Consider the following 23,907-nt stretch of genomic DNA (forward strand, 5'->3'; position numbering starts at 1 on the left):
CTCACCGCGTCGCCCGCTCCAGGAACCGCACCAGGGCCGCCCGGTCCTCCGCCGCGCCGATCGTCTGCTCGGGCATCTTGGTGCCGGGGGTGAAGCGGGCGGGGCCGATCTCGAACAGGCGGGCGACGGTCTCGGGCGTCCACACGATGTCGAGCCGCCGGAAGGCCGGGGAATAGGGATAGTCCGGCACCGTCGCGATGCGGCGGCCGAACACGCCGTACAAGGTTGGTCCGGCGCGGTTGCCGCCGTCGGGCGTCAGGGTGTGGCAGGCCTCGCAGGCGCGAAACACCGCGGCGCCCCGGTCGCCCGCGAAGGCCGCCAGCGGATCCGCCGGGCGGGCCATGGCGAGCGGGCCGATCGGCTCGCCCGTGCGGAGGTCCCAGCGGCGCACCAGCCGGTCGCCGCCGCCGGTGACGAGCTCGTCCGGACCGCGGAAGGCCAGCGACCAGACCGGCAGGCCGGGCCCGACCAGGGTGAGGCGCACCCGCGCCTCCGCCCGGTCGACGATCGCCACCGCGCCGCCGACCGTCGCGGCGGCGAGCCGGCGCCCGTCGGGCGAGAGCGCCAGGGCCACCAGAGGCCGGGGGCCGATCTCTACGCCCGCCCGGATGCCGCCATCGGACCGTATCAGGCGCAGCGTCCCGTCGGCGCCCGCCGCCGCGATCTCGCCGTCGGGGGCGGCCACGACCGCGCTGACCGGTGATTCGAGCTGGACCGTGAGCGGCGCCCCGGTCTCCGGCCAGATCCGGACCGTGGCGTCGTAGCCCGCGGTGACGAGGCGCCCGTCGGGCAGGAAGGCGACGCCGTTGACGTTGCCCTTGTGGCCCTCCCGCACCAGGGCGGGAGAACCGTCGAGGGGCGTGATCCGGGCGGTGCCGTCCCAGGAGGACGACGCGACCTGGCGCCCATCCGGCGCCACGGCGAGGCCGGAGACCGGGCCGGCATGGGTGGCGACGATCCGCTCCGGTTCGGCGCCCTCGCGCCACAGGGCGATCCGCCCGTCCTCGCCCCCGGTGACGAGCCCGCCATCGGGCAGGAGCGCCACCGCGTTCACCGCCCCGTCATGGGCCCGCAGCACCCGGAGCGCCGCGCCATCCTCGATCGACCACAGGATCGCCGAGGAATCGAAGCTGCCCGATAGCGCCTGGCGGCCATCCTCCGTCACGGCCAGCGCCCGCACCGGCCCGCCATGGCCGCGCATCGGCGCCTCGGCGCGGGCGGTGACGGCGAGAAGGCAGGCGAGGGCGGCGAGGGCGAGGCGGGGCGGGAGGAACATGCGGGAGAGGGTCCGGAGAGGGCGGGACGGGTCTACGCGCCCGGATCCCCGGCCGGGAAGGCGCCCGAACGCCACGGCACCCGCCGGCTTGACAGAACGAGTGATGTTATATTGTTACAACCTTGGAGGTGCCCATCCATGCTCGACCATTCGACCGCCGCTCGGCCGCGAGATTCCCGCCCGCAAGATCCCCGCTCGCAAGATCCCCGCCTGCCCGTCACCGTCCTGTCCGGCTTCCTCGGGGCGGGCAAGACGACGCTCCTCAACCACGTACTCGCCAACCGCGAGGGGCGCCGGGTCGCGGTCATCGTGAACGACATGAGCGAGGTGAACATCGACGCCGACCTCGTCCGGGCGGGTGAGGCCGGCCTGTCGCGGACCGACGAGCGCCTGGTCGAGCTGACCAACGGCTGCATCTGCTGCACCCTGCGCGACGACCTGATGCGGGAGGTGCGGCGCCTCGCCGAGGAGGGCCGCTTCGATGCCCTCTTGATCGAGAGCACCGGCATCTCCGAGCCGCTGCCGGTCGCCAGCACCTTCTCGTTCCGGGCCGAGGACGGGGCGTCCCTGTCGGACATCGCCCGCCTCGACGCCATGGTCACGGTGGTCGATGCGGTGAACCTGCTGCGCGATTACGGCTCGCACGATTTCCTGCGCGACCGCGGCGAGACGGCCGGCGAGGAGGATACCCGCACGTTGGTCGACCTGCTCGTCGAGCAGATCGAGTTCGCCGACGTGGTGGTGATCAACAAGGCCGGCGACGTCTCGGCGGAGCAGCGCGACCTCGTGCGCAAGGTGGTGCGCGGCCTCAACGGCGATGCCCGGATCGTCGAGGCCGGGTTCGGCCGGGTGCCGCTCGGCACCGTTCTGGAGACCGGCCTGTTCAGCGAGGAGCGGGCGCAGACCCATCCGCTCTGGTTCAAGGAACTCTACGGGGCCGCCGAGCATGTGCCCGAAACCGAGGAATACGGCATCCACTCCTTCGTCTACCGGGCGCGCCGGCCGTTCCACCCGGCACGGTTCGACGCCTTCACCAAGGAGACCTGGCCGGGGCTGATCCGGGCCAAGGGCCATCTCTGGTTCGCGACCCGGCCGGACTGGGTCGGGGAATTCTCGCTCGCCGGCGCGGCCGCGCGGGTGACGCCGCTCGGCCGCTGGTGGGCCGCGGTGCCCCGCTCGCGCTGGCCCGAGCATCCCGAGTCGCGAGAGATGCTCGCACGACACTGGAGCGACGTGTGGGGCGACCGGCGCCAGGAACTCGTCTTCATCGGCACCGGGTTCGACGAGGCGGCGATCCGGCACGCCCTCGATGCCTGCCTCGTCGGCCCGGAGCACGGACCGGTGAGAGCGGACCACACCTTGCCGGATCCGTTCCCGGCCTGGGGCGCGAGCGCGGCCTGAGCCGGCCTTGTTCCAGAGCCTCAAGGCCCTGCGCCTCCGGGCCCGGGAGCAGGCCTCGGCGCGCCACGCGCTCGCCGAGCGGGCGCGCCGGATCCTGGCCCTCGCGGAGGAGGACGCGCTCTCGGTCAACGAGATCGCCTGCGCCGATCCCGGCTGCCCGGACACCGAGACGGTAATCCTGCTGATGTGCGTCGGGCAGCCGACCCGGGCGCTCAAGATCGGCAAGCCGATCGAGGCGGTGACCGATGCCGATATCGGGGCGGCGGAGCGGGCCGCTCCTTCGTAGTCGCTGCAAGTCGTTGCGCTCGTGACGCCGGAGCATTCTCGAGTGTGCCGGGACGATCCTGCGGAGGGACGCGGCCTTCCGCGACATTTTCTCCGTCTGGTCCTCCGCCCGGCGACGAAACCTTGATCCCGGCCGGCGCTTGGCCCATCGGCTCGGCCCTCCGTCCCGGGACCAGGACAGCCGCATGGCCTCACTCCACCAGGGCACCCGCCGGTGATCCCGCGGGCGTCCACGACCGCCTTGATGCCCGTCGCGGAGGCGGTGGCGGCGCTCGCCGCCCTCGCGCGCCCGGTCGCGCCCGTGACCGCGAGCCCGGACGAGGCCGTCGGCGCCGCGGCGGCCCGGGACGTCGTGGTCGAGGCCGGCCGGCCGGCTGAGCGGATCGCGCTCCGCGACGGCTGGGCGGTGAGCGCGGCGGAGACCACCGGCGCCTCGCCCTACGCGCCGGTGCGGCTGGCGCGGCTCCCCGCCTGGGTCGAGGCCGGCGACGCGCTTCCTCCCGGCGCCGACGCGCTGCTGCCGCCGGAGGCGCTGAGTGCCGACTTGCTGGCAAACGCGGCGCTGAGTGCCGACTTGCTGGCAAACGCGGCGCTGAGTGCCGACTTGCTGGCAAACGCGGCGCTGAGTGCCGACTTGCTGGCAAACGCGGCGCTGAGCGCGGACCTGCGGGAAATCGAGGCCGAGGCCGTGGCCGGGGAGGGGACGCGGGCCCCCGGCGCCGAACTCCCGCCGGGGACCCGGATCCTCGCCGCGGGCGAGCGGGTGACCGTGCTCCACGCCTTCGCCCTGGCGGCCGATGGCTTCGGTCAGGTGGCCGTGCGCCGCCCGCACTGGCGGCTTCTCGTCGCCGAGCCCGACACCCTGGCGCCGGTCCTGCGCGCCTGGATCGCCGCCCGGGGCGGCAGCGCCGAAATCGTGGCGCGGCCGGCGGGGGCCGACGCCCTCGCGGCGGCCATGCGGGTGCCGGGGGCCGACGCCGTCGTGGTGATCGGCGGCACCGGGCCCGGACGGCGCGACGCGAGCGCGGCCGCCCTCGCTCGGGCCGGGCGGCTCCACGCCCACGGCATCGCCCTGCGGCCCGGCGAGAGCGCCGGCTTCGGCGAGGCGGCAGGGCGGCCGGTGCTGCTGCTGCCGGGCCGGCCGGATGCGGCGCTCGCCGCCTGGCTCGCGCTGGGCCGGCCGCTCATGGCCGCTCTTGCCGGCGCCGTGCCGGACGCCCTCTTGCTCCTGCCGCTCACCCGCAAGGTCGCCTCCGTCATCGGGCTCGCCGAGGCGGTGTTCCTGCGCCGCGGACCGGCGGGCGCCGAACCCCTCGGCGGGGCCGAACTTCCGCTGCACCGGCTCGCCCGGGCCGATGCCGCCCTGCTGGTGCCGCCGGCCCATGAGGGATATCCCGCCGGGACCCCTGTCGAGGTGCTGCCGCTGTGACCCTGCCTCCCGCCGACCCCTTCCTCGCGCGCCTCGCCGCCGCCTCGCGCCAGGAGCAGTTCCTGGCGGTGGTGAGCCGGGACGAGGCGATGGCGCGTTGGCGCGAGGCCGTGCCGCACGCGGCCCTGCTGCCCGAGACCGTGCCGCTGCACGAGGCCCTGGGGCGGGTGCTGTCCGCCGACATCGCCTCGCCGATCGACGTGCCGCCCTTCGACCGCGCCCTGGTGGACGGGTTCGCGGTGCGCAGCGCCGATACCGAGGGGGCGAGCGAGGCGGAGCCGCGCCGCCTCGTCCTCAACACCGAGATCCTGGCCTGCGGGGTCGCGCCGGGGCTCACCGTCGGCCCCGGCACCGCGACCCCGATCGCCACCGGCGGCGTGCTGCCCCGCGGCGCCGATGCGGTGGTGATGATCGAGGCGACCGAGTTCGAGGACGGCCCGGAGCCGGCGATCGCCCTGGGCCAGCCGGCCGGCCCGGGCCGGTTCGTCGGCTATGCCGGCGCCGACATGGCGCGGGGCGAGACGGTCCTGCGCCGCTCGACCCTGGTCACCGCCCGGGAGATCGGGATGCTCGCCGCCTGCGGCCTCGCCGAGGTCCCGGTGGTGCGCCGGCCCCGCGTCGCGGTGCTCTCCACCGGCGACGAGCTGGTGGCGCCCGGAACCCCGCTCGGCCCGGCCCGGCTCTACGATTCGAACGGCGCCATCGTGGCGGCGAGCGTGACCGAGAATGGCGGCGTCGCGGTCCCGGGCGGCATCGTGCCGGACGACGAGGCGGCGCTCGAAGGCGCCTTGAGGAAAGCTCTCGCGTGCGCCGACCTCGTCGTCCTGTCGGGCGGCACCTCGAAGGGGGCCGGCGACGTCTCGCACCGGATCCTGTCGCGGCTCGGCGAACCCGGCATCCTGGTCCACGGCGTGGCGCTGAAGCCCGGCAAGCCGCTCTGCCTCGCCAGGATCGGCGCCGTGCCGGTGGTGGTGCTGCCGGGCTTCCCGACCTCGGCGATGTTCACCTTCCACGAATTCGTGGTGCCGCTGATCCGGGCGCTCGCCGGCTTGGCCCCCCGGGAGGAGGACAGCATCGAGGCGCGCCTGCCGCAGCGCTTACGGTCCGAGCTCGGCCGCACCGAATACGTGATGACGGCGCTCTCCCGCGGAACTGATGGTCTGGTGGCCTTGCCGCTCGCCAAGGGCTCGGGCGCCGTCACGGCCTTCTCGCAGGCGGACGGCTTCTTCGCGGTGCCGGCGACCCGCGCGGGGCTCGAGGCCGGCGAGATCGTGCGGGTCTCCCGGATCGGCCGGGCGGGGCGCCCGCCGGACCTGACGATCGTCGGCAGCCACTGCCTCGGCCTCGACCGGCTGGTCGGGCACCTCGCGGGGCGGGGCGTCTCGGCCCGTACCCTCTGGGTCGGCTCCGCCGGAGGCCTCGCCGCACTCCGCCGCGGCGAATGCGACCTCGCCGCCATGCACCTGCTCGATCCCGAGACCGGGCGCTACAACGAACCCTACCTCACCCCCGGCCTCGCCCTGGCCCCAGGCTGGCGCCGGCTGCAGGGCGTGGTGTTCCGCAAGGGCGATGCCCGCTTCGAGGGATCGTCGGCGCAAGGTGCCGTGACCGGGCTCATCGCCGACGACGCGGCCGTGATGGTCAACCGCAACACCGGCGCCGGCACCCGGGCCCTGGTCGACGGGCTCCTGAACGGCGCCCGGCCCGCCGGCTACTGGAACCAGCCGCGCTCGCACAATGCCGTCGCGGCGGCGGTGGCGCAGGGGAGGGCGGATTGGGGCGTGGCGATCTCGACGGTCGCGCGCGATTACGGCCTCGGGTTCCTGCCGCTCACCGAGGAGCATTACGACTTCGCCTACCGCGAGGCGCGCCGCGACGAGCCCGCGCTCGCAATCTTTCTGGGCCTCCTCGACGATCGAGGCCTCGCCGCCGACCTGGCCGATCTCGGCTTCACCCGGGCGGGAGACGCCTCATGCGCGTGATCGGGCTCGCCGGCTGGTCCGGCGCCGGCAAGACGACGCTCCTCGTCCGGCTGATCCCGGCCCTGCGCGCCCGGGGCCTGCGCGTGGCGACGCTCAAGCACGCCCACCACGAGTTCGACGTCGACCGGCCGGGCAAGGATTCCTTCCGCCACCGCGAGGCTGGGGCCTGCGAGGTGATCGTCTCGTCGCGTCGCCGCGTCGTGCAGATCCAGGAAGTCGATGAGGAGATGCGCCTGCCCGACCTGCTGCGCCGGCTCGCCCCGTGCGACCTCGCGGTGATCGAGGGGTTCAAGCGCGAGCCGCATCCGAAGCTCGAGGTCTACCGCCACGCCAATGGCCGCCCGCCGCTGCATCCGGACGATCCCCGCATCGTCGCGGTGGCGAGCGATCATTCCTTCCCGGAGGCCGGTCGGCCGATCGTCCCCCTCGACGCGGTGGAGGCGGTCGCCGATATCGTGCTGGCGCGGTCGGAGCCCCTCGCCGCGGTCCTGGAGAGGCTTGCCCATGGCGCAGCTGACTGACGACTGCTTCGCTTTCGGCGGCCCGCTGCTCTCGGTCGAGGACGCCGCCGCCCTCGTCGGCGAGCGGTTGCCGGTGCTCGCCGGCATCGAGACCGTGCCCCTGACTGATGCCGACGGGCGCATCGCCGCAGCGGACGTTCTCGCCGGCCTCGACCTGCCGCCCTTCGACAATTCCGCCGTCGACGGCTACGCCGTGCGCTTCGCCGATCTCGCCCCGGGCCGTGAGACCGTGCTGCCGGTCCGTGGCCGCCTGCCCGCCGGTGCCGTGCCGGAGGCCGCCTTCGTCGGTGCCTCGGCCATGCGGATCTTCACCGGTGCGCCGATGCCCCCCGGCGCCGACACCGTCTTCATGCAGGAGGACGTGCGGCGCGAGGGCGAGGCGGTCGCGCTGCCGTCGGGCCTGAAACCTGGCGCCAACCGGCGGCTTTCCGGCGAGGACGTCGCGCGCGGCAGCATCGTGATCCCTACCGGCCGCCGGCTGACCCCGCCCGACCTCGCGCTCGCCGCCGCGACCGGCCACGCCCGCCTCGCCGTGCGCCGCCGCCTGCGGGTCGCGGTGTTCTCGACCGGCGACGAACTCGCCGAGCCGGGCGCCCCGTTGCGGCCGGGGGCGATCCACGATTCGAACCGCATCCTCCTCGTCGCGCTGCTGCGCCGCCTCGGGGCGGAGGTGAGCGATCTCGGCATCCTGCGCGACGACCCCGCCCTCCTGCCCGACCGCCTCAAGGCGGCGGCCGCCGGTCACGACCTCATCGTCACCTCGGGCGGCGTCTCGACCGGGGAGGAGGACCACGTCAAGGCGGCGGTGGAGGCCGCGGGCCGGCTGGTGTTCTGGCGGCTGGCGATCAAGCCCGGCCGTCCCGTCGCCCTGGGGCTGATCGGCGACGCCGCCTTCGTCGGCCTGCCGGGCAATCCCGTGGCGGTCTACGTCACCCTGCTCGTCGTGGTCCGCCCGCTGCTCGCCCGCCTCGGCGGCGCCCTGCTCGAGCCTCCTCCGAGCCAGCCCGCCCGCGCCGCCTTCCGCTACGCCAAGAAGGCCGGGCGGCGGGAATATGTCCGCGTTTCGCTGCGGCGGGGTGCCGATGGGGTGGTGGAGGCGGTGAAGTTTCCCCGCGACGGCGCCGGATTGCTGTCTTCGCTCACCGGCAGCGACGGCCTCGCCGAATTGCCGGAGGCGGTGACCGGGGTCGAGGTGGGGAACTGGGTGGAGGTATTCCGGCATCCTTTGCTGTGGTAAACCGGAACCGGTCCGATCCTCCGGCGCTCCGCCGCCCTGGAGGCACCTAGTAAAATCGTGCTAGAGGCACCCGATCGCGGGACGGGATGCCCGTGACACCTGCGTCAAGGCAGGTCTTGCGTCAGAGCGGGGCTTGAGTCGGCGCTCATCATGGGTCGAACGGGACTGGACATTCGCCTGCGCGGCCTTCTCGATCGCCTGCGCGCCCTGATCGTCGCGCGCCGGCCCTCCCGCCCGGTGCGGTACGGCGTCCCGGTCCTCGCCGTCGGCGGCATCGCGCTGCTTCACGCGTTGGTCTTCTCCGAATTCGCCCCGTGGTTCCTGTTCACGCCCGCCGTGATCCTCATCGCCCTGCTGCTCGGGGGCGGCGCCGGGTTGTGGGCCACTCTCCTGTCGGCGGCCTGCACCGGCATCGCGCTCCTCGCCGCGCCGCCCGTCGGCGTCCTGTCGCTCACGCAATCGGTCGCCTCGGCGGTGTTCGTCGTCACGACGGCCGGGGTGGTCGGGCTGGTGGTCGCCCTGCGCCATGCGCTCGTCGAAGCGGAGACGTCGCAGGCCGAGCTGAGGCGGAGCGCGGCGGCCTCGGCGGAGCGCGAGGCCTTCCTGGGGAGCATCCTCGCCAGCTCGACCGACTGCATCAAGGTGCTCGACCTCGACGGGCGGCTGACCTTCATGTCCGAGGGTGGCCAGCAGGTGATGGAGGTGAGCGACTTCAACGCGATCCGCGGCTGCCACTGGCCCGATTTCTGGGCCGGCCAGGGGCATGAGGAGGCCGTCGCCGCCCTGGCCGCCGCCCGCGCCGGACGCGCGCGGAGCTTCGTCGGCCGCGCCTGCACAATGCGGGGCACGCCGAAATGGTGGCACGTGGCGCTCAGCCCGATCCGCAACCCCGACGGCACGTTCGACCGCATCCTGTCGGTCTCGCGCGACATCACGGCCCTGCGCGAGAGCGAGGAGGAGCGCGACCGCTTCGTGCGGCTGGCCGAGAACAGTACCGACTTCATCGGCATGGCGCGGACCGACGGCCGGGTCTTCTATCTCAACGACGCCGCCCGGCGGATGGTCGGCCTCGACCGCGCCGATCTCGCCGATCTGACCATCACCGACTTCCTCCCCCGGAGCAGGTCGACACGGTCATGGCGGAGATGCTGGCGGCGGTGGAGTGCGACGGCCACTGGTCGGGCGAGCTGACCTTCCGCCATTTCCGCACCGGGGCGGCGATCCCGGTCCTGTACTCGGCCTTCCCGATCACCGACGGCGAGGGGCGTGTCGTCGGCACCGGCACGGTGACCCGCGACTTCCGCGCCCATAAAGCAGCCGAGGAGGAATTGCGGCTCCTCAACGGCGAGCTCGCCCACCGGCTCAAGAACGTGCTCGCCGTGGTGCAGTCTGTCACGCGGCAGACCCTGCGCAACGCCACCGACCTGCGGAATGCCGGCGAGTCCCTGTCGGCGCGGCTGGTGGCGCTCGGCACCGCCACCGACGTGCTCACCAACGCCGCCTGGCGCTCGGCCGACCTGCGCCAGCTGATCGAGGGCGCCCTGTCCCCGCATGGATCGATCGGCAAGCGGATCCGGCTCGCCGGGCCCGCCCTCACCTTGCAGCCCCAGCTCGCCGTCGCCCTCGCCCTCGCGCTGCACGAACTGGCGACCAACGCGGCGAAATACGGCTCGCTGTCGAACGATACGGGGATCGTGGATGTCCGCTGGCACGAGGAGGGGACGGGGCCGGAGGCGCGGTTCCGGCTCGACTGGCGCGAGCAGGGCGGCCCGCCGGTGACGGCGCCGGCCCGGCGCGGCTTCGGCAGCGCCCTCATCGAGCGCACGCTGAGCGCCTATTTCGGCGGCACGGCGGAGATCGACTACCGGCCGGACGGGCTGGTCTTCGCGCTCGACGCCCCGGCGGACGCCGCGATCCTGGCGAGCGAGGAGGCGTGACGGTGGGCAGGCTTTGGATGCCTGTCCGTCTCCGCCCCTGACACCTGGACGCCCTCCCTCCGCCTCCCTAACCTGAGCCGCGCCACCCGGCGTGGCGATGGGGAGTGAGGTTCATGGCAGTGTGTTCGATGGCGTCGCGCATCGTGACGGGTGCGATGCTGGTGCTCGCGGCGACGCAGGCCCTCGCGGCGGAGGAGCCCTCGCGCCTCGACCAGGTCATCGAGCGCAAGGTCCTCAACGTCTGCACGACGGGGGATTACCGTCCGTTCTCGTACAGGCCCGACGGCGCCAACGACTTCGTCGGCATCGATATCGATCTCGGCCGCTCGCTCGCGCAATCGCTCGGCGCCGAGGCGGTGTTCGTGCAGACCAAGTGGTCGAACCTGATGGCCGATTTCAAGGCGAAATGCGACATCGCCATGAGCGGCATCTCGGTGACGCTGCCGCGCCAGCGCGAGGCCTTCTTCAGCACGATGTACCTGGTGAACGGCAAGGCGCCGATCGTCCGCTGCGACGACGTCGCGAAGTACCAGACGACGGACGCCATCAACCAGCCCTCGACCCGCGTCGTCGTCAATCCCGGCGGCACCAACGAGAAGTTCGCCCGCGCCAACCTCGCCAAGGCGCAGGTCCAGCTCTTCCCCGACAACCGCGTCATCTGGCAGGAGATCGCGCAAGGCCGCGCCGACGTGATGGTCGCCGAGTCGGTCGAGGTGAAGCTCCAGGAGAAGCTGCATCCGGGCCTGTGCGCGGTGAATCCCGACCAGCCCCTGCAATACGGCGAGATGGGCTTCCTGCTGCCGCGCGGCGACACGGTGTTCAAGGCCTATGTCGATCAGTGGCTGCACCTGGCGAAGGCCTCGGGCGAGTTCGACCGTATTTTCACCGCGAACATGAAGTGACGGTGGGCGCGATCGACGATCGCGCGTCCCGTCCTCCCCCGAGGAATCCTCATCCCGGCAGCGGGAACCCAACCATCGTCGGGTTCCCGCTGGACGCCGCCGCGTGCGACACTGCCCCCCAATAAACGAGACGGTCCGGGGGGAACCACGATCATGCTGCTCTACGAGCACCCGCTCTCGTCCTATGCGCAGAAGGTCAAGATCGCCCTGCGCGAGAAGGGCGTGGCCTTCACCACCGAACTGCCGGAGACCTTCGGCACCGGCCGGAGCGACGGCCCCTTCGCGGAGGCCAACCCGCGCCAGGAGGTGCCGGTCCTGGTCGACGAGGGTTCGAGCGTCTTCGAATCGACCGTGATCCTCGAATACATCGAGGAACGCTGGCCCGATCCGCCGCTGCTGCCGCGCGATCCCGTCGCCCGCGCCCAGGCCCGCATGACCGAGGAGGTCTGCGACACCCAGTACGAGGCGGTGAACTGGGGCTTCGGCGAGATCCTGTGGTTCCGCCGCGCCACGGGAGCGCTCGCCGACCACCTGCGCAGCCAGGCCGCGGCGCAGACGAAGACCCTGCAGGACTGGCTCACAGGCCGCCTCGGCGCGGCGGCGTGGTTCGGCGGCGCGGCCTTCGGCTGGGCCGACGCGGCGGCGGCGCCGATGGTCAACCGCTCGGTGCATTACGGGATGGGACCCGAGGCGGGCAGCCCGCTCGCGCGCTGGCACGCAAGGCTGCGCGAGCGCCCCTCCGTGGCGCAGACCTTCCGGGAATTCGATGCCGCGGCGGCCCGGATGGCGGAAGCCGCCGACCTCTACACCACCGGCGGGCGCCGCCGCGAATACCGCGACCACCGCCTCGAATGGATGGTGAAATCCGGCGGCGTCGAGGTGGTGCTGGCGGGCCTGCGCGACGGCACCATCCGCTTCGCTTGGCCCGAAGGCAAGATTCGGCCCGAAGGCGAAATCCGGCCCCACGCCGACACGATCTGACGCCCCGACCGCCCTCCCGGGAAGACTCCATGCACCCCCTGCGCATCCTCGACCGCCTCGAGGAGATCCTGATCGCGAGCCTGATGGCGGGCGCGACGCTGCTGATCTTCGTCGCCGTCGTTCACCGCTACGCCTCCGGCATCCCGGCCCTGTATTCGATCACCACCGCGATCCACCTCTCCTGGGCCCAGGAGCTGTGCATCTACATGTTCGTCTGGATGGCGAAGTTCGGCGCGGCCTACGGCGTGCGCACCGGCATCCATGTCGGCGTCGACGTGGCGGTGAACCAGCTGCCCCCCGCCTGGCGCAACCGGATCGTGCTGTTCGGCCTGTTCTGCGGCGCGCTCTTCACCGCCATCGTCGGCACGATGGGCGCGCGCTTCGTCTACGGGCTCGTCGATACCGACCAGACCACGCCCGATCTCGAGATCCCGAGCTGGGTCGTCTACCTGGCGATCCCGCTCGGCTCCTACCTGATGTGCTTCCGCTTCCTCCAGGTCGCCTGGAGCTTCTGGCGCACCGGGGAACTGCCGCACCACGATCCGGGCCATGTCGAGGGCGTGGTCGAGAGCCCGCACGCCGCCGAAGACCTTGCGAAAGACCTGGCCAACGACGCCCGCACCGGAGGCACCGCCCGATGAATGCCGCCATCATCTTCGGGCTGCTCATCGCCCTGATGCTCACCGGGATGCCGATCTCGATCGCGCTCGGTCTCTCGGTGCTCACCTTCCTGTTCACCATGACCACCGTGCCGATCGAGGCGGTGGCGCTCAAGCTGTTCACCGGGATCGAGAACTTCGAGATCATGGCGATCCCGTTCTTCATTCTGTCGGGCAACTTCCTGACCCATGGCGGCGTCGCCCGGCGGATGATCAACTTCGCCACCTCGATGGTCGGCCACTGGCACGGCGGCCTGGGGCTCGCCGGCGTGATGGCCTGCGCGCTGTTTGCCGCCATCTCGGGCTCGAGCCCGGCCACCGTGGTGGCGATCGGCTCGATCATCCTGCCCGCCATGGTGGCGCAGGGGTTCCCGAAGCGCTTCGGCGCCGGCGTCATCACCACCTCGGGCGCGCTCGGCATCCTGATCCCGCCCTCGATCGTCATGGTGATGTACTCGGTGGCGACCAGCGGCGCGGTGGTGACCGGGCCCGACGGCCAGCGCGTCTCCTCGGCCTCGATCTCGACCCTGTTCGTCGCCGGCGTGATCCCGGGCCTGATGCTGGCGGCGCTTCTCGGCTTCACCACCTGGTACCGGGCGCGCAAGTTCGGCTATCCGCGGATGCCGAAGGCGACTTGGGGCGAGCGCTGGGTCGCGTTCCGCAAGTCGGTCTGGGGCCTCCTGCTGATCGTGCTGGTCTTAGGCGGCATCTATAGCGGCGCCTTCACGCCGACCGAGGCCGCGGCGGTCAGCGCCGTCTACGCCTTCGTGATCGCGCTGTTCGTCTACCGGGATCTCACCTGGAAGGACGTGCCGCGGGTGCTGCTCGATTCGGCCAACATGAGCGCGATGCTGCTCTACATCATCACCAACGCGGTCCTGTTCTCGTTCCTGATGACGAGCGAGCAGATCCCGCAGGCGATGGCGAGCTGGATCACCGGGGCCGGCCTGAACTGGGTGGTGTTCCTGCTGATCGTCAACATCCTGCTGCTCGTCGCCGGCAACGTGATGGAGCCGTCCTCCATCGTGCTCATCATGGCGCCGATCCTGTTCCCGATCGCCGCCAAGCTCGGCATCGATCCGGTGCATTTCGGCATCCTGATCGTGGTCAACATGGAGGTCGGCATGTGCCACCCGCCGGTCGGGCTCAACCTCTACGTGGCCTCGGGCATCACCCGGATGGGCATCACCGAACTGACCATCGCGGTCTGGCCCTGGCTGCTCACCATGCTGATCTTCCTGGTGATCGTGACCTACGTCCCGGCGATCTCGCTGTGGCTGCCGCGGATGCTCGGCATGATGTGAGGTCGTGTTAGACTTCGGGGAGCGTCCTCGCTTCCCGGAGTCCCGCCATGTCGCTCGTGTTCCCGGTCATCCTCGGTTCGGTGCGCGAGGGGCGCAACGGCCTGCGCGCCGCCCGCTACCTGGTCCAGGCCCTCGAATCCCGTGGCCACGAGGCGCCGCTGGTCGATCCGGCGGAACTCGCCCTGCCGCTGCTCACGCGGATGTACAAGGAATGCCCGAAGGGCGAGGCGCCCGAGCCGCTGGAGCGGCTCGCCGCCCTCTATCGCCGGGCGGACGGGTTCGTGGTGGTCTCGGCGGAGTACAACCACAGCATCCCGCCGGCCCTGTCCAACACCCTCGACCACTTCCTGGAAGAGTATTTCTGGCGCCCCTCGGCGATCGTCTGCTACTCGGCCGGCCGCTACGGTGGCGTGCGGGCGGCGATGCAGCTGCGCGCCATGCTGGGCGAGCTCGGCATGCCGAGCATCCCGTCGCTGCTGCCGATCCCCGATGTACACAAGGCGCTCGACGAGGAGGGCCGCCCGCTCCAGCCCTGGCTGGAGCGCCCGACCGGGCGCTTCCTCGATGAATTGACCTGGTACGCCGAGGCACTGCGGGAGAAGCGGCAGGGCGGCGTGCCGTACTGACGGTTCGGCCGGCGCCGAAGCATGCGCGGGGCGCGCGGGGCTAGCGTCCGGCACCGGCCACCGATCGCGCCGGCGAGGACCGACCATGAGCCTGGACGCCGCCTTCCGCCACATTCACGCGCAATGGCACGACACCGTCGTGCGTCGCGACATCGAAGGATTGATGGCGCTCTACGCCGAGGATGCCGTTTTCGAGAGCCCGCTGGTCTGGGCGGCCCTGCCCGAGGGCGGTACCGGGGTGCTGATGGGCAAGCCCGCGATCCGGGACTTCTTCCATCGCGGGTTCCGATCGCCGCAGAACGGCCTGGGCCGCTGGTACCGCACGAGCGTCTTCTTCTCCAACGGGCAGCAACTGGCGTGGGAATACCCGCGCCAGACGCCCGACGGCGATCAGATCGACCTGATGGAGATGATCGACGTGTCCGATGGGCTCATCGCCCATCACCGGGTCTATTGGGGCTGGGTCGGCGTGCGGACGCTCTCGCGCCTGCCCGGGCGATAGCCCCCGGGCGACGACGGGCGAGCCGCCCTCAGACCACCCCGGCCCGCAAGATGTCGTGGATGTGCAGGATGCCGACCGGGCGTCCGCGCTCCACCGCGAACAGGGCGGTGATCTGGCTGCGGTTCATCAGCTCCAGCGCGGCGCTGGCGAAGGTGCCGGGGGTGGTGGTGATCGGTGCGGGCGTCATGATCTCCTCGACCCGGCGGGCGAGGAGGTCGCTGTGGCCGTCGCCCCGGCTCATGTGGCGGCGCACGTCGCCGTCGGTGATCATGCCGACGAGCCGGCCGGCCTCGTCGACGATGCCGGCGCAGCCGAAGCGCTTGCCCATCACGGCGATCAAGGCCTCCGAGACCCGGATGCCGCGGGGCACCAGCGGCATCTCCTCGCCGGCATGCATCAGCTGGGTCACGGTCTTGAGCCGGGCCGCGAGCTTGCCGCCCGGATGGAAGACCTTGAAGTCGCTGGCCGAGAAGCCGCGGCGCTCGAGCAGCGCCACCGCGAGCGCGTCGCCGAGCGCCAGCTGGATCACGCTCGACGAGGTCGGTGCGAGGTTGTGCGGGCAGGCCTCCTTCACCAGCGGCAGCGGCAGCAGGATGTCGGCGGCCTGGCCGAGCGTGCTCGCCGGATTGGAGGTCATGCCGATCAGCGTCACGGCGAAGCGCCGGGAGAAGCTGATGAGGTCGCCGAGCTCGGTGGTCTCGCCCGACCAGGACAGCGCGATGACGATGTCCTGGGAGGTGATCATGCCGAGGTCGCCGTGGCTGGCTTCGCTCGGGTGGATGAACGAGGCCGGCGTGCCGGTGGAGGCGAGCGTCGAGGCGATCTTGCGCCCGATATGGCCGCTCTTGCCGATGCCCGACACGATCACCCGGCCGGGAATGTCGTGGATCGCCGCGACGGCGGCGCCGAACCCGGCCTTCAGCTCGTGGTCGAGGGCGCGGGCCAGCGTCAGGAGCGCCTCGGCCTCGGTGCGGACGCTGCGGATGGCGGAGAAATGCGCCGCCTCGACCACCTGGCCTCCCGCGCTTCCAGGTGCACCGCTTTCCGCCGCCGCGTAGCTCCCGGCCCGGTTCGAACTCTCCATCGTGCTCCTCGACCCCGCCGCATCCCGTGTGAGGGGCGAGCCTGCCGACTCATTTGCGGCCAGAATACGGGTGGTCCCCCGCCGCGCCGGAGATTTTTCACGGCCTCCGGCGCCGCTGTGGCGCCCGCGCCTCAGGCCCTGCGCCGCGTCGTGCCGAGATAGCCCTCGACCAGGCCGGTCAGCTCGGCGGCGGTCTCGGCGACCGTATGGTCGGCGGTGTCGATCACCGCGCGGGCGCGGGCATAGAGCGGCTCGCGGCTCATCAGTACGGCGCGAATCTCCCGCAGGGCGTTGTCGCTGTCCGGCAGCCGGGCCTGGGCGAGGCCCTTGGCCGCCTGCTCGCGCACCCGGTGGATGTGCTCCTCCGGCCGCGCCTTGAGCCAGACGGTGAAGAACGCGGACAACAGCAGGTCGAAGGTGACCGGCTCGGCGACGATGCCGCCGCCGGTCGCCAGCACCATCGGGCCCGGCCGCTCGGCGAGGCGCCGGAGCGCCCCCTGCTCCAGGCGGCGATAGGTCTCCTGGCCGTAGATCGCAAAGATCTCCGCCACCGACAGGCCGTTCTCGCGCTCGATCTCGCGGTTGAGCTCGACGAAGGTCCAGCCCATCCGCTCGGCGAGGATCCGCCCGAGGGTCGACTTGCCGGCGCCGCGCAGGCCGATCAGCGCCACGCGCTGCGTCGGGCCCTCGCCCGGCGCGGCCGCGCCCGAGAGGACGCGCTTGGCCTCGGCGATCTGGTCCGCATTCGCCTTCTCCAGGAGGTCGCGCACCACCGGCCAGTCGGGCGGGCTCTCGACCGCGGCGATCAGGTCCTCGAGCCGTACGCCCATGGCGAGGGCCACCCGGCGCAGCAGGATGATCGAGACGTTGCCCTGCCCGCCTTCGAGCTGGGCGATGTAGCGCTCGGAGAGCCCCGAGGTCTGCGACAGGACCTTGCGCGACATCGCCCGCACCGCCCGCATGGTGCGGACGCGCTGGCCGAGGATCGTCAGGAACTCGGCTTCGGCGTCGCCGGCCTCCGGGCCGTCGGTGTCGGGAGAGTCGTCCGCGTCCGGGCGCGATCCGGTCTTGCTGGGCATGGCGGACCTCACCGGGGCGAAGGGGCGAAACGGCGGCCCCGATCGGACGGCGGGAGGGCGGGGCCGGTGGAAAAAGCGTGGCGGGTCATGGGATTGCTTGCACCGCGGGATCCGTCCCGCGGGGGCGGGCGCTTCGTCCGCGCGGTTCCGGGGGAGGGGCGAGACTGGTTCATACTTAAACCATGCCACGCGGCCCCGCCATGGTGCAGTGCGGCACGATGGAGCGCTCGTCCCCGACTTCGCGATCCCCCGCCGGGTCGATTGGCGGCGGAGCGGAGCCGTGTCCCGCTCCGCTGCCGGTGAGTCGGCTCAGCCGACCCGCTCGACCGCCAGCGCCACGCCCTGGCCGACGCCGACGCACATCGTCGCGAGGCCGAGCCGGCCGCCGGTCCGGCCGAGCTGGAGCGCGACGCTGCCGGCGATGCGCGCCCCCGACATGCCGAGGGGATGGCCGAGCGCGATGGCGCCGCCGTTCGGGTTCACGTGGTCGGCATCGTCGGGCAGGCCGAGGCCGCGCAGGCAGGCGAGCGCCTGCGAGGCGAAGGCCTCGTTCAGCTCGACCGCGTCGAAGTCGGACGGCGTGAGGCCGAGCCGCGCGCACAGCGTCTCGACGGCGGGAATCGGGCCGATGCCCATGATGCGCGCCGGCACGCCGGCCGAGGCGAGGCCGAGCACCCGGGCGATCGGGGTCAGGCCGTGGCGCTCGGCGGCCTCGCGGGTCGCCAGCACCAGGGCGGCGGCGCCGTCGTTGACGCCCGAGGCGTTGCCGGCGGTGACCGTGCCGTCCTTCTTCACGAAAGGCTTGAGCTTCGCCAGTCCCTCCGCGGTCGTGTCGGCCCGGGGATGCTCGTCGCGCTCGACCTTGACATGGCCGCCCTTGCGGTCGGGAATCTCGACCGCGACGATCTCGGCTGCGAAGGTGCCGTCGGCTTGCGCCCGGGTCGCCCGGGCTTGCGAGCGCAGCGCGAAGGCGTCCTGGTCGGCGCGGCCGATCTGATACTCCTCGGCGACGTTCTCGGCGGTCTCCGGCATCGAATCGACGCCGTACTGCGCCTTGAGCACCGGGTTGACGAAGCGCCAGCCGATGGTGGTGTCGTGGATCTCGGCCTGGCGCTGGAACGCGCCCTCGCTCTTGCCCATCACGAAGGGCGCCCGGGTCATCGATTCGACGCCGCCGGCCACGGCCAGGTCGATGTCGCCGGCCCGGATCGCGCGGGCCGCCGCCCCGACCGCGTCGAGGCCCGAGGCGCAGAGGCGGTTGAGGGTCAGGCCCGGCACCCGCTCGGGGTAGCCGGCCAGCAGCAGCGCCATGCGGGCGACGTTGCGGTTGTCCTCGCCGGCCTGGTTGGCGCAGCCGAGAAACACCTCCTCGACGGCGTCCTTCAGGGCCGGGTTGCGCCGCGCGAGTTCCGCCAGCGGCACGGCGGCGAGGTCGTCCGCCCGCACACGGGCCAGCGCGCCGCCGTAGCGGCCGATCGGCGTGCGCACGTAATCGCAGATGTAGACGTCCCGCGGCGCGCTCATGGCTTCTCTCCCGATCGTGGTTTCGAAAAACCGGTACGGCGATGCGCGTCTCCGATCAAGCCCGGGCGGCGTCCGCCCGTACTCCATCGCGCGACTGACAGAATGTCGCGGCGTCTTGTGCGCTGCGGTCGGAACCCCCACTGTTCCGCTCCGTGACCGGTCGTCTCTGGACATCTCTCGCGCGTTTCTGCGCGACCGCCCTTCTCGGCCTCGGCTTCGCCCTCCTGGCGATGTCGGCGGCGGATGCCGCGTCCGGCCGTCCCGAGCCGGTGCTGCGTGCCGGCCACGGCGCCTCGCCGATGGCGAGCCTGCATGCCCATTGGGTGAAGAGCCCGGCCTGCACCCTCACGGCGACCAGCGTCGACAATCCCCGCCCGGACGATGGCGGCGCGGCGAGCACGAACCTCGCCTGCCCGGCCGAGGATCCGGCGGCGGGCGCCGCCACGCCGATGCCCCCGCGCCGCCTCGGTGCCCTGGTCCAGGCCGGCGCCGCCCTGCCCGAGCGCCCGCCGAAAGCCGCCGCCTGACGGCTGGTCCGTCCGTTCCCTTGCGGAAGCGGACCCCTCGTCACATCTCCGCCTCGGAACCTTGCGAGTCTTCCGGCTCGCCGCCGCCGCAAGGCCGCAGCGCCGATGCGCGCATCCTCAAGGCTCGCCCGAGTCCCGCGAGCCCCCCGACCTTTGCCCGGACGCCCGGCGGCGCGACGCGCCCCGGCCGCTTCCCCATCGCGCAGGAAAGACCGACCCGTGATCCAACGCCGCCGCATCCTCCTTGGAGCGACCGCCCTCGTCCTCGGGCTCGCCGCCTGCAAGCCGGCCCAGCAGGCCGCCGCCCCCGCGGCCCCGGCCGCCCCGCCGGAAGTCTCGATCGTGACGGTCAAGCACCAGCCGATTCCCTACGAGCGCGACCTGCCGGGCCGCGCCGCACCGACGCGGATCGCCGAGGTCCGGGCGCGGGTCGCCGGCCTCGTCACCAAGCGCACCTTCGAGCAGGGCAGCCAGGTCAAGGAGGGCGATATCCTCTACAAGATCGACCCGATGCCGTTCCGGGCCGATCTCGCCAGCGCCGAGGCGGCGCTCGCCAAGGCCGAGGCCGCCCTGGTGCTGACCCGCCAGCAGGCCGAGCGCCTGGAGACCCTGCTGTCGCGCCAGACCGCGAGCCAGGCCCAGTACGACGCCGCCTTCGCGGCCCAGAAGCAGGCCGAGGCCGAGGTTGCCGGCGCCAAGGCCGCCCGCGACCGGGCCCAGCTCAACCTCGGCTACACGGACGTGCGCGCGCCGATCTCCGGCCGCATCGGCCGGGCGCTGGTGACGGAAGGGGCGCTGGTGGAGCAGGGCGGCGCCAGCAACCTGGCGACGATCCAGCAACTCGACCCGATCTACGTCGACATCACCCAGTCGGTCGGCGAATTGAACAAGCTGCGTCGGGATCTCGCCAGCGGCGAACTCGATCGCCTCGCCGCCGATGTCGCGAGCGTGCGGGTCATCATGGATGACGGCTCGCTCTACCCCGAGCCCGGCCGCCTGCTGTTCTCCGACGTGACCGCCGATCCGAGCACCGGCCAGGTGACCTTGCGCGCCGTGGTGCCGAACCCCCACGGCGAGCTCTTCCCCGGCATGTATGTCCGCGCCCGGATCAAGCAGGGCATCGATTCCGACGCCATCGCGGTGCCGCAGCAGGCGGTGCACCGCTCCAACGACGGCCGCGCCCAGGTCTGGCTCGTCGGGCCGGACCAGAAGGTGGTGCTCCAGCCGGTCGAGGTCGGTCCGGTGGTCGAGGGCCAGTGGGTGATCCGCGACGGGCTCAAGGAGGGCGACCGGGTCGTCGCCGAGGGCTTCCAGAAGATCGTCGCCGGCACCCAGGTCGCGGCGGTGCCGTTCGAGACCACTACGGTGGCGTCGGCGGGCTCGCACCCCGCCCCCGCCTCGACCGAACAGCGCTGAGGAGGACACCCCCTTGGCGAGCTTCTTCATCGACCGGCCGATCTTCGCCTGGGTCGTCGCGCTGTTCATCTGTCTGGGCGGCGTGCTCACGATCCCGATGCTGCCGGTGGCGCAGTACCCGATCATCGCGCCGCCCTCGATCGCCCTCTCCACCGCCTTCCCGGGCGCCTCGGTGGAGGACCTCTATACCGGCACGACGCGGCTCATCGAGGACGAGCTGAACGGCGCGGCCAACATCCAGAGCTTCGAATCGGCGAGCGATTCGTTCGGCGTCGTCGAGATCACCGCCAACTTCGAGCCCGGCACCGATCCGGGCTATGCCGGCGTCGAGGTGCAGAACCGCCTCAAGCGCGTCGAGGCGCGGCTTCCGGCGGAGGTGCGCCAGCAGGGCATCCTGGTCGAGGAGGCCTCGGCCGCGACGCTGAACATCATCACCCTGGTCTCCAAGGACGGGTCGATGGACGAGGTCGCCCTCGGCGACTTCCTGATCCGCAACGTCATCAACGAGATCCGCCGCATCCCGGGCGTCGGACGCGCCACCCTGTACTCGACCGAGCGCAGCTTGCGGGTCTGGATCGATCCCGACAAGCTGCGCGGCCTGTCGCTCAACGCCGCCGACGTGACCCAGGCGATCACGCGCCAGAACGTCCAGATCGCGTCCGGCGCCGTCGGCGCCCAGCCGAGCCCGGAGACCAACGCGGTCAACTATCCCATCACCGTCAAGGGCCAGATGCGGGCGCCCGAGGAATTCGGCGCGGTGGTCTTGCGGGCCAATCCCGACGGCTCGACCGTGCGCCTGCGCGACGTCGCCCGGATCGAGCTCGGCGGCGAGGACTACAAGTTCACCACCCGCCTCAATGGCGGGCCTGCCGCCGGCATCTCGGTGACGCTGGCGCCGGACGGCAACGCGCTTGACACCGCCAAGGCCATCCGCGCCAAGATGGTCGAGCTGTCCCAGTTCTTCCCCGACACGGTGAAGTGGGACATTCCCTACGACATCACGCCCGCCGTCGAGGCCTCGATCGAGAAGGTGCTTCACACCCTCGTCGAGGCGGTGGTGCTGGTGTTCATCGTGATGTTCCTGTTCCTCCAGAACATCCGCTACACCCTGATTCCGACAATCGTGGTGCCGATCGCGCTTCTCGGCACCTGCACGATCATGCTGCTCGCCGGTTTCTCGATCAACGTGCTCACCATGTTCGGCATGGTGCTGGCGATCGGCATCCTGGTCGACGATGCGATCGTCGTCGTCGAGAACGTCGAGCGGATCATGTCCGAGGAGGGCCTGTCGCCCAAGGAGGCGACCCGCAAGGCGATGCGCCAGATCACCGGCGCGATCATCGGCATCACGCTGGTGCTCGTCGCGGTGTTCATCCCGATGGCGTTCTTCCCCGGCTCGGTCGGCATCATCTACCGCCAGTTCTCGATCGCGATGGTGACCTCGATCGCCTTCTCGGCCTTCCTGGCCTTGTCGCTGACGCCTGCGCTCTGCGCCACCCTGCTGAAGCCCGTCGAGGCCGGGCACGGCCACGCCAAGAAGGGTTTCTTCGGCTGGTTCAACCGGATCGTCGACCGCGAGACCGCCCGCTACGGCCGCGGCGTCGCCTGGGCGGTGAAGAAGTCCGGCCGGATGATGGTGGTCTACCTGATCCTGGTCGCGGGCGTGGCCTACGCCTTCGTGCGCCTGCCCGAGGGCTTCCTGCCGGTCGAGGACCAGGGCTTCTTCACCGTCGACATCCAGACCCCGCCGGGCTCCTCGTTCAACCGCACGCTCGCCGCGGTGAAGAAGACCGAGGAGCACCTGCTGGCCCAGCCGGGCGTGGCGACCGTGACGATCGTCAACGGCTTCTCGTTCTCCGGCCAGGGCCAGATGACCTCGCAGGCCTTCGTGACGCTCAAGCCCTGGTCGGAGCGCGGCAAGGACCAGTCGGCGGCGGCGCTCGTCGCCGGGACCAACAAGGCGATGGCAGGCTACCGCGACGCGGTGATCCAGGCGCTGGAGCCGCCGCCGATCGACAACCTCGGCAACGCCTCGGGCTTCAGTTTCCGCCTCCAGGACCGGGCCCAGAAGGGCTACTCGGCCCTGATGGCGGCGCAGGAGCAGTTGCTGGCGATCGCCCGCAAGAGCCCGATCCTCAAGAACGTCTACGTCGAGGGCCTGCCGCCCGCGCCGCAGGCGGAACTGGTGATCGACCGTGAGAAGGCGGCGGCCCTCGGCGTCAACTTCTCCGACATCAACGACACCATCCAGGTCAATCTCGGCTCGGTCTACACCAACGACTTCCCCAACCGGGGCAAGATGCAGCGGGTGATCGTCCAGGCCGAGGATAACCAGCGCCTCAACGCCACCGACCTCTTGAATTACGGCGTCAAGAACCAGCAGGGCACGATGGTGCCGATGTCGTCCTTCGCCAGCCTGAAGTGGAGCGTCGGCCCGGCCCAGATCATCGGCTTCAACGGCTACCAGTCGGTCCGCATCACCGGCGAGCCGGCGGCGGGCTTCACCTCGGGCGAGGCGATCGCCGAGATGGAGCGGCTGATGACCGAGCTGCCGAAGGGCTTCGGCTATACCTGGACCGGGCAGTCGCTCCAGGAAAAGCAGGCGGGTTCGCAGGCGACCCTGCTGCTGGCGCTGTCGGTGCTGATCGTGTTCCTGTGTCTCGCGGCACTCTACGAGAGCTGGTCGATCCCGCTCGCGGTGATGCTGGTCATCCCGCTCGGCGTGATCGGCTCGGTCGCCGGCGTGCTCATCCGGGACATGCCCAACGACGTGTACTTCAAGATCGGCCTCATCACGATCATCGGCCTGTCGGCCAAGAACGCGATCCTGATCATCGAGTTCGCCCGTGAACTCTGGAAGCCCGGCACCAAGCTGGTGCCGGCCACGGTCGAGGCCTCGCGCCTGCGCTTCCGGCCGATCGTGATGACCTCGCTCGCCTTCATCTTCGGCGTCGTGCCGCTCGCCATCGCGACCGGCGCGGCCTCGAAGAGCCAGCAGGCGATCGGCACCGGCGTGATGGGCGGGATGATCTCCGCCACCGTGCTGGCGGTGATCCTGGTCCCGGTCTTCTTCGTCGTCGCGATGCGGTTCTTCCAGAGGAAGCGCGTGCGGGACGAGAACCTCGACGCGGCGCCGGAGGCGGTGCACGCGCCGGAACCGGCGCGGGAGCACGCCCACGGGCATTGAGGTGAAGGGCGCGGGCTAGGCGGTGTGGACTCTTGGGGTTCCCCTGAG

Annotated in this window: 21 protein-coding genes; 17 read left to right on the forward strand and 4 right to left on the reverse strand. The window is 71.8% G+C overall.

What is annotated here, in order from left to right:
- Nucleotide 1: 1 nt before the first annotated feature.
- Nucleotides 2-1,276, reverse strand: coding sequence for a hypothetical protein (locus AC3AOF_RS19365; protein WP_488346219.1), 1,275 nt, complete (start codon nucleotides 1,274-1,276; stop codon nucleotides 2-4).
- 138 nt (nucleotides 1,277-1,414) lie between these two features.
- On the opposite strand from AC3AOF_RS19365, the gene AC3AOF_RS19370 reads away from it, so the two are divergent.
- From AC3AOF_RS19370 to AC3AOF_RS19435, 14 genes are all read left to right on the forward strand, one after another.
- A complete protein-coding gene (locus AC3AOF_RS19370; RefSeq protein WP_488346220.1) occupies nucleotides 1,415-2,677 on the forward strand; it encodes a GTP-binding protein in 1,263 nt (420 codons plus the stop codon).
- A gap of 7 nt (nucleotides 2,678-2,684) precedes the next feature.
- Nucleotides 2,685-2,963, forward strand: coding sequence for a hypothetical protein (locus AC3AOF_RS19375; protein WP_236989334.1), 279 nt, complete (start codon nucleotides 2,685-2,687; stop codon nucleotides 2,961-2,963).
- A 243-nt stretch (nucleotides 2,964-3,206) separates the two neighbouring features.
- Nucleotides 3,207-4,391: a molybdopterin-binding protein gene (locus AC3AOF_RS19380; protein WP_488346221.1), complete on the forward strand. Its 1,185-nt coding sequence runs from the start codon at nucleotides 3,207-3,209 to the stop codon at nucleotides 4,389-4,391.
- On the forward strand, nucleotides 4,388-6,373 hold the full coding sequence (locus AC3AOF_RS19385) for a molybdopterin biosynthesis protein (protein ID WP_442919250.1): 1,986 nt from the start codon (nucleotides 4,388-4,390) through the stop codon (nucleotides 6,371-6,373). Before AC3AOF_RS19380 ends, AC3AOF_RS19385 begins: the two co-directional genes overlap by 4 nt.
- Nucleotides 6,364-6,894, forward strand: coding sequence for a molybdopterin-guanine dinucleotide biosynthesis protein B (gene mobB / locus AC3AOF_RS19390; RefSeq protein WP_488346222.1), 531 nt, complete (start codon nucleotides 6,364-6,366; stop codon nucleotides 6,892-6,894). Before AC3AOF_RS19385 ends, mobB begins: the two co-directional genes overlap by 10 nt.
- Nucleotides 6,878-8,131 (forward strand): molybdopterin molybdotransferase MoeA, encoded by a 1,254-nt coding sequence (locus tag AC3AOF_RS19395; RefSeq protein WP_488346223.1) that lies wholly within the window; start codon nucleotides 6,878-6,880, stop codon nucleotides 8,129-8,131. The genes mobB and AC3AOF_RS19395 overlap by 17 nt, the downstream gene beginning before the upstream one ends.
- 150 nt (nucleotides 8,132-8,281) lie before the next feature.
- Entirely contained in the window at nucleotides 8,282-9,322 is a 1,041-nt protein-coding gene (locus tag AC3AOF_RS19400) for a PAS domain-containing protein (RefSeq protein ID WP_488346224.1), read from the forward strand.
- A complete protein-coding gene (locus AC3AOF_RS19405; RefSeq protein ID WP_488346225.1) occupies nucleotides 9,268-10,068 on the forward strand; it encodes an HWE histidine kinase domain-containing protein in 801 nt (266 codons plus the stop codon). The genes AC3AOF_RS19400 and AC3AOF_RS19405 overlap by 55 nt, the downstream gene beginning before the upstream one ends.
- Nucleotides 10,069-10,181: 113 nt before the next feature.
- Complete coding sequence (locus AC3AOF_RS19410) at nucleotides 10,182-10,970, forward strand: transporter substrate-binding domain-containing protein (protein WP_488346226.1); 789 nt, start codon at nucleotides 10,182-10,184, stop codon at nucleotides 10,968-10,970.
- A 153-nt stretch (nucleotides 10,971-11,123) separates the two neighbouring features.
- Nucleotides 11,124-11,951, forward strand: coding sequence for a glutathione S-transferase family protein (locus AC3AOF_RS19415; protein ID WP_488346227.1), 828 nt, complete (start codon nucleotides 11,124-11,126; stop codon nucleotides 11,949-11,951).
- Between the two features lie 29 nt (nucleotides 11,952-11,980).
- On the forward strand, nucleotides 11,981-12,592 hold the full coding sequence (locus tag AC3AOF_RS19420) for a TRAP transporter small permease (protein WP_488346228.1): 612 nt from the start codon (nucleotides 11,981-11,983) through the stop codon (nucleotides 12,590-12,592).
- A complete protein-coding gene (locus tag AC3AOF_RS19425; RefSeq protein ID WP_488346229.1) occupies nucleotides 12,589-13,914 on the forward strand; it encodes a TRAP transporter large permease in 1,326 nt (441 codons plus the stop codon). Before AC3AOF_RS19420 ends, AC3AOF_RS19425 begins: the two co-directional genes overlap by 4 nt.
- 47 nt (nucleotides 13,915-13,961) lie before the next feature.
- Nucleotides 13,962-14,540: an NADPH-dependent FMN reductase gene (locus tag AC3AOF_RS19430; protein WP_488346230.1), complete on the forward strand. Its 579-nt coding sequence runs from the start codon at nucleotides 13,962-13,964 to the stop codon at nucleotides 14,538-14,540.
- A gap of 85 nt (nucleotides 14,541-14,625) precedes the next feature.
- Nucleotides 14,626-15,042: a nuclear transport factor 2 family protein gene (locus AC3AOF_RS19435; protein ID WP_488346231.1), complete on the forward strand. Its 417-nt coding sequence runs from the start codon at nucleotides 14,626-14,628 to the stop codon at nucleotides 15,040-15,042.
- A gap of 28 nt (nucleotides 15,043-15,070) precedes the next feature.
- Here the strand turns inward: AC3AOF_RS19435 and AC3AOF_RS19440 are convergent, their stop codons facing one another.
- The 3 genes from AC3AOF_RS19440 to pcaF form a co-directional block, all read right to left on the reverse strand.
- Nucleotides 15,071-16,126, reverse strand: coding sequence for a KpsF/GutQ family sugar-phosphate isomerase (locus AC3AOF_RS19440; RefSeq protein ID WP_488346232.1), 1,056 nt, complete (start codon nucleotides 16,124-16,126; stop codon nucleotides 15,071-15,073).
- A 131-nt stretch (nucleotides 16,127-16,257) separates the two neighbouring features.
- Complete coding sequence (locus tag AC3AOF_RS19445; RefSeq protein WP_236989323.1) at nucleotides 16,258-17,205, reverse strand: helix-turn-helix transcriptional regulator; 948 nt, start codon at nucleotides 17,203-17,205, stop codon at nucleotides 16,258-16,260.
- A 309-nt stretch (nucleotides 17,206-17,514) separates the two neighbouring features.
- Nucleotides 17,515-18,729: a 3-oxoadipyl-CoA thiolase gene (gene pcaF, locus AC3AOF_RS19450; RefSeq protein ID WP_488346233.1), complete on the reverse strand. Its 1,215-nt coding sequence runs from the start codon at nucleotides 18,727-18,729 to the stop codon at nucleotides 17,515-17,517.
- A gap of 152 nt (nucleotides 18,730-18,881) precedes the next feature.
- Between pcaF and AC3AOF_RS19455 the strand changes: the two genes are divergently transcribed.
- From AC3AOF_RS19455 to AC3AOF_RS19465, 3 genes are all read left to right on the forward strand, one after another.
- Complete coding sequence (locus tag AC3AOF_RS19455) at nucleotides 18,882-19,256, forward strand: hypothetical protein (protein ID WP_236989321.1); 375 nt, start codon at nucleotides 18,882-18,884, stop codon at nucleotides 19,254-19,256.
- A 219-nt stretch (nucleotides 19,257-19,475) separates the two neighbouring features.
- Nucleotides 19,476-20,672 carry an efflux RND transporter periplasmic adaptor subunit gene (locus tag AC3AOF_RS19460; RefSeq protein ID WP_488346234.1) on the forward strand — a complete coding sequence of 399 codons (1,197 nt, stop codon included), beginning with the start codon at nucleotides 19,476-19,478 and terminating at the stop codon, nucleotides 20,670-20,672.
- A 13-nt stretch (nucleotides 20,673-20,685) separates the two neighbouring features.
- The gene (locus tag AC3AOF_RS19465; RefSeq protein ID WP_488346235.1) at nucleotides 20,686-23,859 is read left to right on the forward strand and encodes a multidrug efflux RND transporter permease subunit; all 3,174 of its coding nucleotides are present in this window, start codon (nucleotides 20,686-20,688) and stop codon (nucleotides 23,857-23,859) included.
- Nucleotides 23,860-23,907 lie beyond the last annotated feature (48 nt).

The sequence above is a fragment of the Methylobacterium sp. 142-1Y genome (genome assembly GCF_057747795.1).

Coding starts and splice junctions, on each gene's coding strand:
- AC3AOF_RS19365 (WP_488346219.1), bottom strand. CDS start 1,276: ATGTTCCTCCCGCCCCGCCTCGCCCTCGCCGCCCTCGCCTGCCTTCTC.
- AC3AOF_RS19370 (WP_488346220.1), top strand. CDS start 1,415: ATGCTCGACCATTCGACCGCCGCTCGGCCGCGAGATTCCCGCCCGCAA.
- AC3AOF_RS19380 (WP_488346221.1), top strand. CDS start 3,207: ATGCCCGTCGCGGAGGCGGTGGCGGCGCTCGCCGCCCTCGCGCGCCCG.
- mobB (WP_488346222.1), top strand. CDS start 6,364: ATGCGCGTGATCGGGCTCGCCGGCTGGTCCGGCGCCGGCAAGACGACG.
- AC3AOF_RS19395 (WP_488346223.1), top strand. CDS start 6,878: ATGGCGCAGCTGACTGACGACTGCTTCGCTTTCGGCGGCCCGCTGCTC.
- AC3AOF_RS19400 (WP_488346224.1), top strand. CDS start 8,282: ATGGGTCGAACGGGACTGGACATTCGCCTGCGCGGCCTTCTCGATCGC.
- AC3AOF_RS19405 (WP_488346225.1), top strand. CDS start 9,268: ATGGCGGAGATGCTGGCGGCGGTGGAGTGCGACGGCCACTGGTCGGGC.
- AC3AOF_RS19410 (WP_488346226.1), top strand. CDS start 10,182: ATGGCAGTGTGTTCGATGGCGTCGCGCATCGTGACGGGTGCGATGCTG.
- AC3AOF_RS19415 (WP_488346227.1), top strand. CDS start 11,124: ATGCTGCTCTACGAGCACCCGCTCTCGTCCTATGCGCAGAAGGTCAAG.
- AC3AOF_RS19420 (WP_488346228.1), top strand. CDS start 11,981: ATGCACCCCCTGCGCATCCTCGACCGCCTCGAGGAGATCCTGATCGCG.
- AC3AOF_RS19425 (WP_488346229.1), top strand. CDS start 12,589: ATGAATGCCGCCATCATCTTCGGGCTGCTCATCGCCCTGATGCTCACC.
- AC3AOF_RS19430 (WP_488346230.1), top strand. CDS start 13,962: ATGTCGCTCGTGTTCCCGGTCATCCTCGGTTCGGTGCGCGAGGGGCGC.
- AC3AOF_RS19435 (WP_488346231.1), top strand. CDS start 14,626: ATGAGCCTGGACGCCGCCTTCCGCCACATTCACGCGCAATGGCACGAC.
- AC3AOF_RS19440 (WP_488346232.1), bottom strand. CDS start 16,126: ATGGAGAGTTCGAACCGGGCCGGGAGCTACGCGGCGGCGGAAAGCGGT.
- AC3AOF_RS19445 (WP_236989323.1), bottom strand. CDS start 17,205: ATGCCCAGCAAGACCGGATCGCGCCCGGACGCGGACGACTCTCCCGAC.
- pcaF (WP_488346233.1), bottom strand. CDS start 18,729: ATGAGCGCGCCGCGGGACGTCTACATCTGCGATTACGTGCGCACGCCG.